Source organism: Pseudoalteromonas sp. S4492, assembly GCF_005886115.1.
In the GTDB taxonomy this organism is placed as follows: Bacteria; Pseudomonadota; Gammaproteobacteria; order Enterobacterales; family Alteromonadaceae; genus Pseudoalteromonas; species Pseudoalteromonas gelatinilytica.
Genome location: NZ_PNCP01000011.1, coordinates 72,195 through 85,360, shown reverse-complemented (window position 1 = coordinate 85,360; position 13,166 = coordinate 72,195). Strand labels below are relative to the sequence as shown.

13 protein-coding genes are annotated in these 13,166 nt (G+C 42.3%); 12 read left to right on the top strand and 1 reads right to left on the bottom strand.

The window, feature by feature from the left end; genetic code table 11:
* The first annotated feature begins 20 nt into the window (after window positions 1-20).
* The 11 genes from CWC28_RS04140 to CWC28_RS04090 all read left to right on the top strand — a co-directional run bounded on the left by CWC28_RS04140 (window position 21) and on the right by CWC28_RS04090 (window position 10,832).
* Complete coding sequence (locus CWC28_RS04140; RefSeq protein ID WP_063702454.1) at window positions 21-1,010, top strand: COX15/CtaA family protein; 990 nt, start codon at window positions 21-23, stop codon at window positions 1,008-1,010.
* 9 nt (window positions 1,011-1,019) lie between these two features.
* On the top strand, window positions 1,020-1,928 hold the full coding sequence (gene cyoE, locus CWC28_RS04135) for a heme o synthase (protein WP_063702452.1): 909 nt from the start codon (window positions 1,020-1,022) through the stop codon (window positions 1,926-1,928).
* Window positions 1,925-2,542, top strand: a complete 618-nt coding sequence (locus tag CWC28_RS04130; RefSeq protein ID WP_063702450.1) for an SCO family protein — start codon at window positions 1,925-1,927, stop codon at window positions 2,540-2,542. Before cyoE ends, CWC28_RS04130 begins: the two co-directional genes overlap by 4 nt.
* 169 nt (window positions 2,543-2,711) lie before the next feature.
* A complete protein-coding gene (locus CWC28_RS04125; protein ID WP_063702448.1) occupies window positions 2,712-2,984 on the top strand; it encodes an STAS domain-containing protein in 273 nt (90 codons plus the stop codon).
* 9 nt (window positions 2,985-2,993) lie between these two features.
* Window positions 2,994-3,356, top strand: coding sequence for a response regulator (locus tag CWC28_RS04120; protein WP_063702446.1), 363 nt, complete (start codon window positions 2,994-2,996; stop codon window positions 3,354-3,356).
* A gap of 15 nt (window positions 3,357-3,371) precedes the next feature.
* Complete coding sequence (locus CWC28_RS04115; protein ID WP_063702444.1) at window positions 3,372-5,453, top strand: chemotaxis protein CheA; 2,082 nt, start codon at window positions 3,372-3,374, stop codon at window positions 5,451-5,453.
* A complete protein-coding gene (locus CWC28_RS04110) occupies window positions 5,450-5,935 on the top strand; it encodes a chemotaxis protein CheW (RefSeq protein WP_063702442.1) in 486 nt (161 codons plus the stop codon). The genes CWC28_RS04115 and CWC28_RS04110 overlap by 4 nt, the downstream gene beginning before the upstream one ends.
* A 29-nt stretch (window positions 5,936-5,964) precedes the next feature.
* Window positions 5,965-8,292, top strand: a complete 2,328-nt coding sequence (locus CWC28_RS04105; protein WP_063702440.1) for a methyl-accepting chemotaxis protein — start codon at window positions 5,965-5,967, stop codon at window positions 8,290-8,292.
* 64 nt (window positions 8,293-8,356) lie between these two features.
* The gene (locus tag CWC28_RS04100; RefSeq protein ID WP_063702438.1) at window positions 8,357-9,175 is read left to right on the top strand and encodes a CheR family methyltransferase; all 819 of its coding nucleotides are present in this window, start codon (window positions 8,357-8,359) and stop codon (window positions 9,173-9,175) included.
* Entirely contained in the window at window positions 9,172-9,789 is a 618-nt protein-coding gene (gene cheD / locus CWC28_RS04095; protein ID WP_063702436.1) for a chemoreceptor glutamine deamidase CheD, read from the top strand. The genes CWC28_RS04100 and cheD overlap by 4 nt, the downstream gene beginning before the upstream one ends.
* 8 nt (window positions 9,790-9,797) lie before the next feature.
* Window positions 9,798-10,832 (top strand): protein-glutamate methylesterase/protein-glutamine glutaminase, encoded by a 1,035-nt coding sequence (locus tag CWC28_RS04090; RefSeq protein WP_063702434.1) that lies wholly within the window; start codon window positions 9,798-9,800, stop codon window positions 10,830-10,832.
* Here the strand turns inward: CWC28_RS04090 and CWC28_RS04085 are convergent.
* A complete protein-coding gene (locus CWC28_RS04085) occupies window positions 10,819-11,850 on the bottom strand; it encodes a polysaccharide deacetylase family protein (RefSeq protein ID WP_063702432.1) in 1,032 nt (343 codons plus the stop codon). The two genes, CWC28_RS04090 and CWC28_RS04085, sit on opposite strands and share 14 nt — an antisense overlap.
* On the opposite strand from CWC28_RS04085, the gene dinF reads away from it, so the two are divergent.
* Window positions 11,827-13,161 (top strand): MATE family efflux transporter DinF, encoded by a 1,335-nt coding sequence (dinF, locus tag CWC28_RS04080; RefSeq protein WP_082874012.1) that lies wholly within the window; start codon window positions 11,827-11,829, stop codon window positions 13,159-13,161. The two genes, CWC28_RS04085 and dinF, sit on opposite strands and share 24 nt — an antisense overlap.
* The last annotated feature ends 5 nt before the right edge of the window (window positions 13,162-13,166 follow it).

Here is a 13,166-nt window from a genome sequence, read left to right as displayed (position 1 = left end):
ACCTCAGTAAGGGGATAAAGATGTATAAAAATTATAAATACCTTGTCTTAATTACGTGTTTCTTCTCAATTCTGGTTGTGGGGCTTGGTGCTTACACTCGTCTCAGTGATGCAGGGCTTGGTTGTCCTGATTGGCCAGGTTGCTACGGTTTTTTGACTGTACCAAAACATGAAAGTGCTTTATTACATGTTGAACAAAACTACCCTGATATGATGTTTGAAGCCGCAAAAGCGTGGAAAGAAATGATCCATCGCTATTTTGCCGGTGCCCTCGGTTTACTTATTTTAGCTTTGTTTGTTTTTGCCTGGTTAAAACGCCAATACCCAGCAACACCGGTTAAACTGCCTTTAGCACTTTTATTGTTGGTTGTGTTTCAGGCTGCTCTAGGTATGTGGACAGTAACCATGAACCTTCAGCCCTTGGTTGTTATGGGGCACTTGCTTGGCGGCTTTAGTATTTTATCTTTGGTGTTTCTGCTGTATTTACGCCTCACTACAGAGCCTATTGCAAGTCGTGATAGCGGTGCAAAGCCCTATTATCGTTTAGCTCTGGTGGGGTTGGTGGTACTTGTGCTGCAAATCGCCTTGGGTGGTTGGCTTGCTGCAAATTATGCCGCTCCACACTGTAATGGTTTACCGCTGTGTAGCTACGGGCAACCGTTTTCTTTAAAGAGCGTGTTTCAATTACCGCTTGAGCATAGTACCTATGAATATGGTGTGTTATCGCAGCAAGCGCGTATGTCTATTCATCTTCTACACCGTATTTGGGCACTGGTTACCTGTGTAGTATTAGCGTTAATCATGTGGCGCATTTATTCACGATGTTACTCACGAAAAATTAAGCACTGCACGGTAACGGTCTTAGTCGCTTTGCTATGCCAAATTTGTTTAGGCCTTGCCGTTGTGCATTGGCATTTCCCGTTAGGTGTTGCGCTTGCACATAATTTAATGGCAGCACTATTACTGCTTAGCATGGTACGACTATGCTTCCACTTAAAAGTAAGAACCTAGGAGGCTGTGATGGCACTATTATTAAGTACAGAAAAGTCTTTTTTGAGCCAAAGTTCAGAATTACTGAAAGATTATTTAGCGATCAGTAAATTTAAAGTGGTGGCGATGCTCGTGCTAACGGCATGGGTTGGATTAGCTTTGGCGCCTGATGTAGGACGAGGCGTGTTTGTGCAGCTTGCAAGTTTGTTGGGTATTGGTTTGTTATCGGCCGCTGCTGCCGTGATCAATCATGTAGTAGATAGTGAAATCGACAGCAAAATGGCACGTACTCGACACCGTCCTGTGGCTAAAGGTCGGCTCAGTAAACAGCATGCATTGAGCTTTGCAGCTGTTATTGGCGTGCTAGGTTTCATTATGCTTATGGTGTGGGCTAATACACTCACGGCAATTCTGACTTTATTTGCACTCGTCGGCTATGCTTTTATATACACGTCGTTTTTAAAGCGTGCTACTCCACAAAATATTGTGATTGGGGGCTTAGCGGGTGCGATGCCGCCGCTGTTAGGGTGGGTGTCTGAAACAGGCCACATGGCTGCCGCTCCTTGGCTGTTAGTGATGATTATATTTACTTGGACCCCGCCGCATTTTTGGGCTTTAGCGATAGCGCGTAAAAGTGATTACGAGCGTGCCAAAATTCCAATGTTGCCTGTTACTCATGGTATTGAGTTTTGTAAAACTTGCGTCGTTGGCTATAGCATTTTACTTGCCCTAGTGTGTGTGCTGCCTTATTTAATTGGCATGTCAGGGCTGATTTACTTGCTTGGTGCGAGTGTTTTAAATGCGATATTTATTTATAAAGCGTTAAAACTAAAAATTGCCCCAAAAGATGATACTGCAATGGATTTATTTCGTTTTTCAATCGTGCATTTAATGCTACTCTTTATCGCCTTATTCATTGATAAATGGTTAGTTTTATGACGCGAATCGTCGCTTTTTTATGTTTTAGTGCGGTGTTGTTTGCAGCAGGATGTGGCAAAAGTAATACCGCTCCTGAAGTTGAGGCGCTGGTTTATGAGCAAGCAAAGCCGATTAGCCCGTTTTTGTTAACCGATCAACATGGTGAGCCTGCTGATAACAGCCAATTTATGGGGCATTGGAATTTAGTCTTTTTAGGCTACACCAGTTGTCCAGATATTTGCCCGATGACGTTGGCTAAGCTAACTGCGGTGCAAAAGCAGCTGAGCCAAGACTATAAAGTGCAAGTGTGGTTTGTTGCAGTAGATCCAAAGCGTGATACAACCGAAAAGCGAAAAGCTTACATTGATTACTTTAACCCAGCGTTTCTTGCGGTATCAGGTCCACATAAACAGCTTTTTCCATTTGTTAGAGAGCTTGGCTTAATTTATGCGATTAACGACAGTGATGAGCAGGAATATGCCGTTGATCACAGTGCATCTGTGGTTATGGTTGATGGCGAAGGTGCGGTTCGTGCGATTTTTAAGCCTGAATTTAAACAAGGCAGTGTGCCATTAATCAATGCCACAACTTTGACTGAAGAGTTCAAAAAAATAGCAGATTATTACACTAAGTAATTTTTCTTGGTAAGAGGACTCATTTTCAATAAAAGAAATGCTTCCTTTTTTGATATAAATGGCTAAGCTACTAAAAAATTTTACTATTTTTTGATTCAAATTATGGCATTTTTATTTAGTCAGTCTAAGCTTTTGTTATGAATTGTTTAAAGCAGGGAAAGTATAAGTAATGTTAAAGCTCCCTACTGAATTAGCTATTACTCAGGTCGAAACACTCCATCAAGATTTGCTCCAAGAGTTGTCAGCAAATGATGATATCTGTCTGGATATCAGTGAAGTGACCCGTGCTGACACAGCATCAATTCAGCTTTTATGTGCATTACAGAAGCATTTGCTTTCGGTGCAACACAAAATTATTTGGGTTGGCGAAAGCAAGCCGTTGCAACAGGCAATTAATAGTTTGGGCTTGAGCCATTATCTTGTGCTTGAGAATGCCAATTAAGAGGTTTTTATGAAAAGAATTTTAGCAGTAGATGATTCTGCATCTATGCGCCAAATGGTTGGTTTTACGCTTAAAAAAGCAGGTTTTGATGTGACAGAAGCGAAAGACGGCAGTGAAGCATTAAATATTGCAAAACAACAAAGCTTTGATGCTGTTATTTCTGATGTGAATATGCCGGTAATGGATGGCATTACCCTTATTCGTGAATTACGTAGCTTACCTAATTATAAGTTCACACCTTTACTAATGCTGACCACCGAATCAGGATTAGATAAAAAGTCTGAAGGTAAAGCTGCTGGGGCTACGGGCTGGATTGTTAAGCCATTTAATCCTGAGCAATTGTTAGCGGTATTGAAAAAAGTGATTCGCTAATAATAGGAGCGGGGCATGAGTATAGATCTAAGCCAATTTTTTGAAGTATTCTTTGAAGAAAGCTTCGAAGGACTCGATGCTATGGAGGCTGAGTTATTAAACTTAGTGCCAGGCGAAGAAGACTTAGAGACCATAAATACAATTTTTCGCGCCGCGCATTCAATTAAAGGGGGTAGCGGTACTTTTGGTTTTAGTTCTGTTGCAGATTTTACTCATGTTCTCGAAACGCTGTTAGATCAAATCCGTGAAGGCTCCCGCGATCTTACTGCTGAGCATGTTAATTTACTCCTAAAATCAGTCGACTGTTTACGTGCGCTGCTTAGAGCTTTACAAGCTGAGCAGCAACCTGACCTAACAGAAGCGGATGAACTGCGCGTTAAGTTCGAAGAAATTCTCGGTATGCGTGCTGCAAGTAAAGCACCAGAGCAAGCACCAGAAACTGTTCGCGAAAGCAGTTTTAATACCTACCAAATCGATTTCAAACCACACCACCATTTATTTAAAACCGGTAATGAACCACTGTACATGATCAGTGAATTAGCAGAATTGGGAGAACTTGAAACACAAGCCTTTCAAGATGATGTGCCAGATATTACGAACCTTGCCCCTGAAGATTGTTTTCTGTCGTGGCGCTTTTTCTTAACCACAGATAAAGAACAAAGCTGCATCGAAGAAATTTTCGAATGGGTTGAAGATGACGCTGATATCACTATCACCCTATGCGGTGGTTTGTTTGGTGATGAAGAGGATGTAGCTGTTGAAACTGTTGCTGAAGAGGCTGCGCCAGCGCAAGAGGCTGAGCCTGCTGTAGTTAAAGCTGCGATAGATCCTAAAAAGCCAGCGCCAGTTAAAGCTGCCACGGCAAATGCCGAATCAACTTCAATTAGGGTTGGTATCGACAAAGTTGATTCATTGATCAACATGGTAGGTGAATTAGTGATCACCCAAGCGATGTTAAGTCAATTGGGTGAGCAAGAGATCACTGAAGCAACTATCGCCTCGTTACAAGAAGGCTTAGCACAACTGGCACATAATACCCGTGACTTACAAGAAAATGTCATGCGTATCCGTATGTTGCCAATCAGCTTTGTGTTTAGTCGCTTTCCACGCTTAGTACGCGATATCTCACAAAAGCTTGATAAACAAGTCGAGCTAAAGTTACTTGGTGAACAAACCGAATTAGATAAAACCGTGATGGAGAAACTGTCTGATCCTATGGTGCATCTAGTGAGAAATTCCCTAGACCATGGCTTAGAAACCGTTGATAAACGCGTTGCAGCGGGTAAAAACCCGGTTGGTACTGTGACTTTGAATGCGTTCCATCAAGGCGGCAATATTGTTATCGAGATTATGGATGACGGTCAGGGCCTGAATACCACTAAGATCCGTGAAAAGGCGATTAAAAACGGCCTAATTTCAGAAACCGATGATTTGTCTGATAACGAAATCAATGAGCTTATTTTCTTACCAGGATTTTCTACAGCCGATCAAGTAAGCGACTTATCGGGTCGTGGCGTTGGTATGGATGTTGTAAGGCGCAATATCGAAGCACTAAGCGGCTCTGTTGAAGTGGCTTCTGCACCAGGCGTGGGTTCGACATTTACCATTCGTCTCCCGCTAACGCTGGCTATCTTAGATGGGCAATTAGTCCGGATTGCTGAGCACACTTATATCATTCCGCTGATTTCGATAATTGAGTCATTGCAAATCGATATTAGTAAAGTGAGTCGAGTGGGCAAAGACTTAGATGTGCTGCGCTTACGTGATGAATATATCCCTATCTTAAGGCTTTACAATATTTTCAATCATAAAGGGGCGATTGAAACGCTTGATAAAACCTTGTTGGTTGTCGTTGAAAGTGACAATCAAAAAGTAGGTTTATTAGTTGATGACTTATTGTCGCAACAGCAAGTAGTAATCAAAAGCTTAGAGGCCAATTATCAAAAAGTTGATGGTGTCTCAGGGGCGACAATTTTAGGTGATGGTCGTGTCTCATTGATTGTAGATATTAGCGGTTTGATCAAATTATCTGGACTTAGAAAGCCTGGGAGCCAGGAATTGATTATTGAATCAAAAGCAAATTTGGAGGCGTCATGATTGCACAGCACGACGACCTGCATCACAAGCTCAATCTTGAACAAGATCAAGATGTAAAACAGTTTTTAACCTTCTTCATGGCTGAAGAAGAGTACGGTGTTGATATTTTAACGGTGCAAGAAATTCGCAGTTGGGAAGAAATTACGGTGATCCCTAACTCACCGGATTTCGTCAAAGGGGTTATCAATCTGCGCGGCACCATAGTGCCGATTATTGATTTAAGACTTCGTTTTGGTATTTCAGCCATCGAATACGGACCGTTAACCGTTGTCATCGTACTAAAAGTAAAACTTGAAAACGCATGTAAAATTATGGGCATCGCAGTTGATGCCGTCTCGGATGTCTATAGCATTGCTGAGCATGAAGCGAAGGCGGTGCCACATTTGTCTGACTCAGACAACGCGCAATTTGTTGCGGGTTTAGTCAATGTGGGTGAGAAAATGGTCGCATTACTTGACCTACAAAAAACAATGGACATTTAACTGGGTAGATTAACAAGAAGGTGAAGGGTATGGGATGGTTTAGCAGTCCTAAAAATGTTGAGTCGGAAAATGATTTAGTTATTGCGGCGCTTAAAAAGTCACAAGCGATGATTGAGTTTCAACCGTCGGGGCAGATCATTACTGCCAATGCTAATTTCTTAAACACCATGGGTTACCGACTCGAAGAAATTCAAGGGCAACACCACTCTATGTTTGTTGCTGAAAAAGAGTCGCAAAGCCCAGAATATCAACAGTTTTGGCAGCGATTACGCAGCGGAGAGTTCTTCACTGATGAATTCAAGCGTGTCGGTAAAAATGGCAAACAAGTTTGGATCCAAGGCACCTATAACCCAATTATTGATAGCAATGGTAATGTCACTAAAGTTATCAAATTTGCTACAGACATCACACCTCAAAAAGAACTTGAACGTCAGTCAAAACGTGATGCTGATTTATCAAATGCGCTGCGCGTATGCCAAGCAAATGTGATGATTGCCGATAACGATTTAAAAATTATTTTCGTTAATGAGCAAGTAAAGCAAATGCTGCAAGCTCGTGAATCAACGCTACAAAAAGTGCTACCTAGCTTTTCTGTGGCAAATTTAGTGGGCACGTGCGTTGATGATTTTCATAAACAGCCATCGCATCAACGTGAATTACTAAAAACATTATCTGAACCATACAAAACCACATTGCGTTTGGCAGGGCTTATTTTTAGCTTGATTGCGACACCTTGGGTGAGCGCATCTGGTAAGCGATTAGGTACTATTGTTGAGTGGCAAGATATTACTGATAGCGTAAATAAAGCTGAAGCGGAAAAACGTGAAGCAGAAGAAAATCTTCGTGTTCGACGCGCGTTAGACCGTGTGGCAACCAATACCATGATTGCTGACGCTGAGAACAACATCATTTACATGAACGAAGCGGTTCTGAATATGATGAAGATTGCTGAAAGTGATCTACGCAAAGATTTACCTAACTTCAACAGTAATAATCTAGTGGGTCAAAATATCGATGTATTCCACAAGAATCCAGCTCATCAACGCAATATGCTTGCTAAGCTAAGCAGTACTTACAGCACTGAAATTCAAGTTGGCGGTCGTACTTTTGGTTTGGTCGCAAACCCTATTTTTACCCCTGAGAACGAACGTATTGGTACGGTCGTTGAATGGGAAGACAGAACGGCTGAAGTGGCGATTGAAAAAGAAATTGCTGGCCTTGTTGCTGCTGCGGGGAGTGGTGACTTAGAAGCCCGTGTTGAAGAAGCGGGTAAACAAGGTTTCTTCTTACGTCTAGCGCAGGGCTTAAATAGCCTTGTCAGCATCGTTGATGATGCAGTAAAAGACACAGGCAATATGCTTGATGCTATGGCGAACGGTGACTTATCAAAACGTATTGAGCAAGACTATCAAGGTTCATTCGATAAGCTAAAACGTGATGCAAATGCCACGGCTGATAAGCTTACTGAAGTGATTAATCGTATTAATACCTCAGCAACGTTGGTGGCCAGTGGTGCAGAAGAAATCTCACAAGGTAATGCTGATTTAAGTCAACGTACTGAAGAGCAGGCTTCATCACTTGAAGAAACAGCATCAAGCATGGAAGAGATGACCAGTACGGTTCGTCAAAATGCTGATAACGCAAAAGAAGTGAATGAACTAGCTGAAGAAACACGTACTAAAGCACAAAAAGGTGGTGAAGTTGTAAATCGCGCTGTAACCAGTATGTCGGCAATTAATGAATCAAGTAAGAAGATTGCAGACATCATCAGTGTTATTGATGAAATTGCCTTCCAAACAAATCTACTTGCGCTGAATGCGGCAGTCGAAGCTGCACGAGCTGGTGAGCAAGGTCGTGGATTCGCAGTTGTTGCAGGTGAGGTTCGTAACTTAGCGCAACGTTCAGCAGCCGCAGCAAAAGAAATCAAAGAATTGATCCGAGACAGTGTTGGCAAAGTTGAAGATGGTACATTACTAGTTAATGAATCAGGTTCAACATTACAAGAGATTGTCACTGCTGTACAAAAAGTAACAGCAATGATTTCTGATATTGCCCAAGCTTCTGAAGAGCAAAGCTCTGGTATTGAGCAGGTTAATAAAGCCATTGCTCAAATGGATGAAATGACCCAGCAAAATGCTGCTTTGGTTGAAGAAGCCTCTGCTGCAGGCGAATCAATGGCTGAGCAAGCTAATGATATGCGTCGCTTGTTAAACTTCTTCTCGTTGTCAAATAACGAGATGGATATTACTAGCCGCGCAAGTTCGGCGCCAGCAGCTAAAAAGCCGAGCTCACCAGTGCGCTCAGCACCAAAAGGCAATAACTTTGTTGACCCTAGTGATGAGTGGGAAGAGTTTTAAACTCTTCCCAATTTAATTCTAACTAGTTAATTGCATCTAATGCTAAAGCTGCAGGGTCAGGCACATGAAAGAGTTTCTACTAACGGATAGTGACTTTAAAGCTATTTCCTCACAAGTATACGATGCTTGCGGCATTGTTTTAGCTGAGCATAAACGCGAGATGGTTTACTCGCGTTTAGCAAGGCGAATACGCCACCATAAACTGAAGAACTTTAAAGAATATTTAGACTTTCTTGAAGAGCACAAAGAGCAAGAGTTTAGTGAGTTTATCAATGCTATCACCACTAACTTGACTTCTTTTTTTCGCGAGCCACATCATTTTAGTTATCTAAAAAATACCATAGTGCCAAAGCTATTGGTTAGTAATGCCAAGCAAAAGCGCGTGCGGGTGTGGTCTGCCGGTTGCTCAACGGGCGAAGAGCCTTATACCATTGCCATGACCTTAAGCGGTTTATTTCCATCTGATTGGGATGTGAAAATTTTAGCGACCGACTTAGATTCAAATGTACTTGCTAAAGCACAAGGCGGCACCTATACCGCTGCCAATGTGAATGGTTTAGACCAAAGTCATCTGAAACGCTGGTTTTTAAAAAGTCACGATGGTCAGTTGTATAAAGTAAAACCTGAGCTGCAAAAGAATATTTTCTTTAAACGTCTAAACTTATTACAGAACTGGCCAATGCAAGGGCCATTTGATGTTATTTTTTGCCGCAATGTAGTGATCTATTTTGATAAACCGACAAAAGATACTTTGTTTAAACGTTATTACGACATACTGACCGAGTCTGGTCACTTATTTTTAGGGCATTCAGAAACCCTCGGTAAGGATCACAAAGAGTTTAAGAATTTAGGCCAAACTATCTATCAAAAAGGTGGTCTATGAGTAGTCATTTTAAACCTGTACTTCCCGGTTTTGATCACGTTAAGCGGTTTTGGGATGGCAAGCGCCACAAAGTGGTTGCCAAAGTATTGCCGGGTGAGTTTTATGTTTCCAAGTCTGATGAACTAATTACAACGGTGCTAGGTTCATGTATTGCTGCGTGCATTTACGATGAAGGTTTAGGCATTGGTGGTATGAATCACTTTATGCTGCCAGCAGAAAAAGGCGTTGATCCTAGCAACGCACATAGCCTTAATTGCCGTTATGGTAACTGGGCAATGGAATACTTGATCAATGAAATCCTAAAAAATGGTGCTTCTAGACGCAATCTCAAAGTGAAACTGTTTGGCGGAGGGAAGATTATCCGTTCAATGACAGATATTGGTGTTGGCAACATTCGTTTTGCAAATGCCTATGTACTTGAAGAGGGTTTAGATTTAGTATCCCATGATGTTGGCGGACCTTGGCCACGTAAGGTGATGTTTGATCCGCAAACAGGCAAGGCTCAGGTCAAAAAAATGCGTGAATTGCACTCTGATAAACTCGAAAAACGTGAAATTAAATACTTACACGATATTGAGCAGCAAGATGCAGAAACGGATATTGAATTATTTTAGGAGAGCATATGATCAAAGTACTCATAGTTGATGATTCTGCTTTGATCCGTGGTTTACTCAAGGAAGTTCTCGAGCAAGCGCAAGACATTCAAGTCGTTGGTGCGGCAGAAGACCCTTATCAAGCCCGAGATTTAATTAAGCGCCTTAATCCCGATGTCTTAACACTGGATATCGAAATGCCAAAAATGGATGGATTAAGCTTTTTAAAAAACTTGATGCGCCTGCGACCTATGCCAGTGGTAATGATTTCAACACTGACTCAAAAAGGCTCACCCATCACATTGGAAGCCCTTGAAATTGGTGCTGTTGATTTTATTGCTAAGCCAACCATCAATGTCACAGAAAACCTGCAACGCTATGCGCATTTACTTCATCAAAAAGTTCGCACTGCCGCAGGTGCCAGAATACGCGCCTTTAAAGAATTAAAAGTTGAAGACGACAGCGCCTTAGCTACATTGCAATTTAAGGCCAATAGCGTACTAGCCATTGGGGCTTCGACGGGTGGCACCGAGGCAATTAAAGAAGTACTCGTGCGCATGCCAGAAAATTGCCCACCGATTGTGATTACTCAGCATATTCCGCCGGTTTTTAGTACCTCGTTTGCGATGCGCATGGATAGAACGTGCAAAATAAACGTTAAAGAAGCTGAACATGGCGATAAGCTGCAACCGGGATGGGCGTATATTGCACCGGGGGATCAGCATTTAAGTGTGGTGAAAAAAGCCGGAGGCCTGTTTTGCCAGCTTGATTCGAGTGAGTTGGTTAATCGCCATCGCCCAGCAGTCGATGTGCTATTTAACTCCCTCGTTGTTGCTTGCCCTAAAGCGACAGTAGCGGCGTTATTGACCGGTATGGGCAGTGATGGCGCACAAGGCTTATTGGCATTAAATCAAGCAGGAGCTTACACCATCGCGCAAGATGAATTATCGTCGGTGGTGTGGGGAATGCCAAAAGCCGCAGTAGAACTCAATGCGGCTAATGAAGTGGTTCGCCTTGATAAAGTGACAGCACAAATGCTAAAACAAGCGGTTAAGGTACAATAACCCAAGGTTGTGAGAACCAGTAATAACTGCCTTTCATCGCAATAGAAGGGGCCGTGCAGTTAAAGCGAGAGCGGCCTTTTTTCAGTTTTTCAGGTGAGGTGATCTTCACCGTATCTTTACTAAGCCAGGTTAAATCAGCTTGACCAATGCCTGAGACATAACAAGCAAACTGACTTTTATGGAAGTCCTGCATATCAAATTGCATCGTTAAACTAGGTGGGTTTTCGTCTGTCACGCTGTCTGAGTAGGTAAGCTGTTTGATAGTGAAGGCTTGAGAGTCGAGTTTAGTAGCAAGCGTATCAAGCTTTGAGTAAAACCCTGATGCCGGAAAGCGTGGTAATCGAGTAAAGTCAGAGTGGATACCTACAGCACCTGAATGCTGTCCGATGCCAACATATCCAAGTGATTTAACTAACTGCTGCAATGCATTATTAAATTCGCCATAAGGGTAAGCAAGGTATTTGTAATCATGGCCAATTTCTTCTTTAATGCGCTGCTGGGCAGATAAAATGTCTTCCTTAGTACGAGCAAGCCATGCTTCTTCACTCTCGCCCGGCTGTTTGCGATGCAAGTAATTATGAATTTGCGTGTGGTTGCTAATTAACGCCCCTTTATTTGCTAGCTCTTTTAATTGCTGCCACGTCATCACATAGCTTTTGCCTTCATCAATAAGCTCAGGATTTACGAAAATAGTATACGGGTAGCCAAACTTTTCTAAGATAGGCGCTGCTTCTTCATAATTGTTTTTGTAGCCATCGTCGAAGGTAATTGCGACCGTTTTATCTGTTAGCGGTTGGCCTGCTTGTAGTGAGGCAATAAGCTCGTTTAATGGAATAACCGTAAACTTGTGATCGTGTAAATATTGCATGTGCTCAGTGAATGTTTCGCTGCTGACGCTGGTTACCGCTGGAAGGGTTTCACTGACGTGATGATACTGTAGAATGACTGCGCCATGGGCACGCAAAGATAAACCTAACAGGACTGCAAATACTACATGAAACATTTTCTTAAACGTCATAAGGCACACCATAAAAGTTTACTGTTATTAGCCGGTCCGATGATTTTATCAAATATTACCGTGCCAATGTTAGGTTTAGTTGATACTGCTGTAATCGGCCACTTAGGAAGCGCTCACTATTTGGCTGGTATAGCGCTCGGTTCAGCAGTTATCTCGTTATTATTTTGGCTAGCGGGCTTTTTGCGCATGAGTACCACAGGCTTGGTTGCACAGGCTTATGGTAAACACGATCACACCTTACTTGCCGAGCTATTAAAGCGCAGCTTGTTACTAGCGACAGCGGTTGCGCTGCTCTTAATTGCGCTGAGTATACCTATTCAATCCTTAATGGCATATTTATCAAATGCCAATGAAGCTGTTTTAGAACAAGCAAATAGCTATTTTTCGATTCGTATTTTTAGTGCACCTGCTGCTTTATGTAATTTGGTTTTACTTGGTTGGATGTTGGGGGTGCATTATGGTCGAGGGCCGTTTTATTTATTACTTATCACCAATATAACCAATATTGTACTCGATATTTATTTTGTGGTGTTTCTTGATTGGGGTGTGGCTGGAGCTGCGTGGGCGTCTTTAATTGCTGATTATATCGCCCTCGGTTTTGCACTTATGCTCGTTACTCAACTTGCGAAAAAACAAGGTGTTAACCTTGCCGTGAAAGCCTGGTTGAGTGTTGCTAAGTTGCTTGATTTAGTGAGCTTAAATCGCGACATTTTTATTCGCTCACTGGCACTCCAACTGTGTTTTAGCTTTATGACTTTTTATGGCGCGCGTATCGGTGAAACAACCTTAGCGGCTAATGCGGTATTGCTAAACTTTTTAATGTTGGTGAGCTTTGCACTTGATGGTATTGCTTATGCGAGTGAGGCAAAGGTTGGAAAGGCCAAAGGTGAACACAGTAGCCAACACATACAGTTATGGGTGAAATTAAGCCTGTTTTGGGGTGGGTTATTTGCGCTGTTTTATAGCCTTATATTTTTATTATTTGGCGAGGCAATTATTCGCTTACTGACCGATGTGCCCGAAGTTATTAGCCTTGCAACGGTTTACTTGCCTTGGGTGATTATATTGCCTATTGCGGCGATGGGTTGTTTCTTATTTGATGGCGTATTTGTCGGTTTAACCCGTGCTAAAGACATGCGTAACACCATGCTATTTAGTGCTGTGGTGGGCTTTTTTGGGCTGTTTTGGCTAGTGAGTAGTTGGCAAAATCATGGTTTATGGTTTGCGATGACGAGCTTTATGCTGATGCGTGGATTAACGCTGTGGTTTCGCTACCGTAGAATCGTCAACAACCAGCAATTATTAGAGTAAATTAT

What these genes read in the sequence shown, in the direction of transcription:
- CWC28_RS04100 (WP_063702438.1), top strand. Translation starts at nt 8,357, where the DNA reads ATGAAAGAGTTTCTACTAACGGATAGTGACTTTAAAGCTATTTCCTCA.
- CWC28_RS04105 (WP_063702440.1), top strand. Translation starts at nt 5,965, where the DNA reads ATGGGATGGTTTAGCAGTCCTAAAAATGTTGAGTCGGAAAATGATTTA.
- CWC28_RS04130 (WP_063702450.1), top strand. Translation starts at nt 1,925, where the DNA reads ATGACGCGAATCGTCGCTTTTTTATGTTTTAGTGCGGTGTTGTTTGCA.
- cheD (WP_063702436.1), top strand. Translation starts at nt 9,172, where the DNA reads ATGAGTAGTCATTTTAAACCTGTACTTCCCGGTTTTGATCACGTTAAG.
- CWC28_RS04090 (WP_063702434.1), top strand. Translation starts at nt 9,798, where the DNA reads ATGATCAAAGTACTCATAGTTGATGATTCTGCTTTGATCCGTGGTTTA.
- CWC28_RS04110 (WP_063702442.1), top strand. Translation starts at nt 5,450, where the DNA reads ATGATTGCACAGCACGACGACCTGCATCACAAGCTCAATCTTGAACAA.
- dinF (WP_082874012.1), top strand. Translation starts at nt 11,827, where the DNA reads ATGAAACATTTTCTTAAACGTCATAAGGCACACCATAAAAGTTTACTG.
- CWC28_RS04085 (WP_063702432.1), bottom strand. Translation starts at nt 11,850, where the DNA reads ATGACGTTTAAGAAAATGTTTCATGTAGTATTTGCAGTCCTGTTAGGT.
- CWC28_RS04140 (WP_063702454.1), top strand. Translation starts at nt 21, where the DNA reads ATGTATAAAAATTATAAATACCTTGTCTTAATTACGTGTTTCTTCTCA.
- CWC28_RS04120 (WP_063702446.1), top strand. Translation starts at nt 2,994, where the DNA reads ATGAAAAGAATTTTAGCAGTAGATGATTCTGCATCTATGCGCCAAATG.
- CWC28_RS04125 (WP_063702448.1), top strand. Translation starts at nt 2,712, where the DNA reads ATGTTAAAGCTCCCTACTGAATTAGCTATTACTCAGGTCGAAACACTC.
- CWC28_RS04115 (WP_063702444.1), top strand. Translation starts at nt 3,372, where the DNA reads ATGAGTATAGATCTAAGCCAATTTTTTGAAGTATTCTTTGAAGAAAGC.
- cyoE (WP_063702452.1), top strand. Translation starts at nt 1,020, where the DNA reads ATGGCACTATTATTAAGTACAGAAAAGTCTTTTTTGAGCCAAAGTTCA.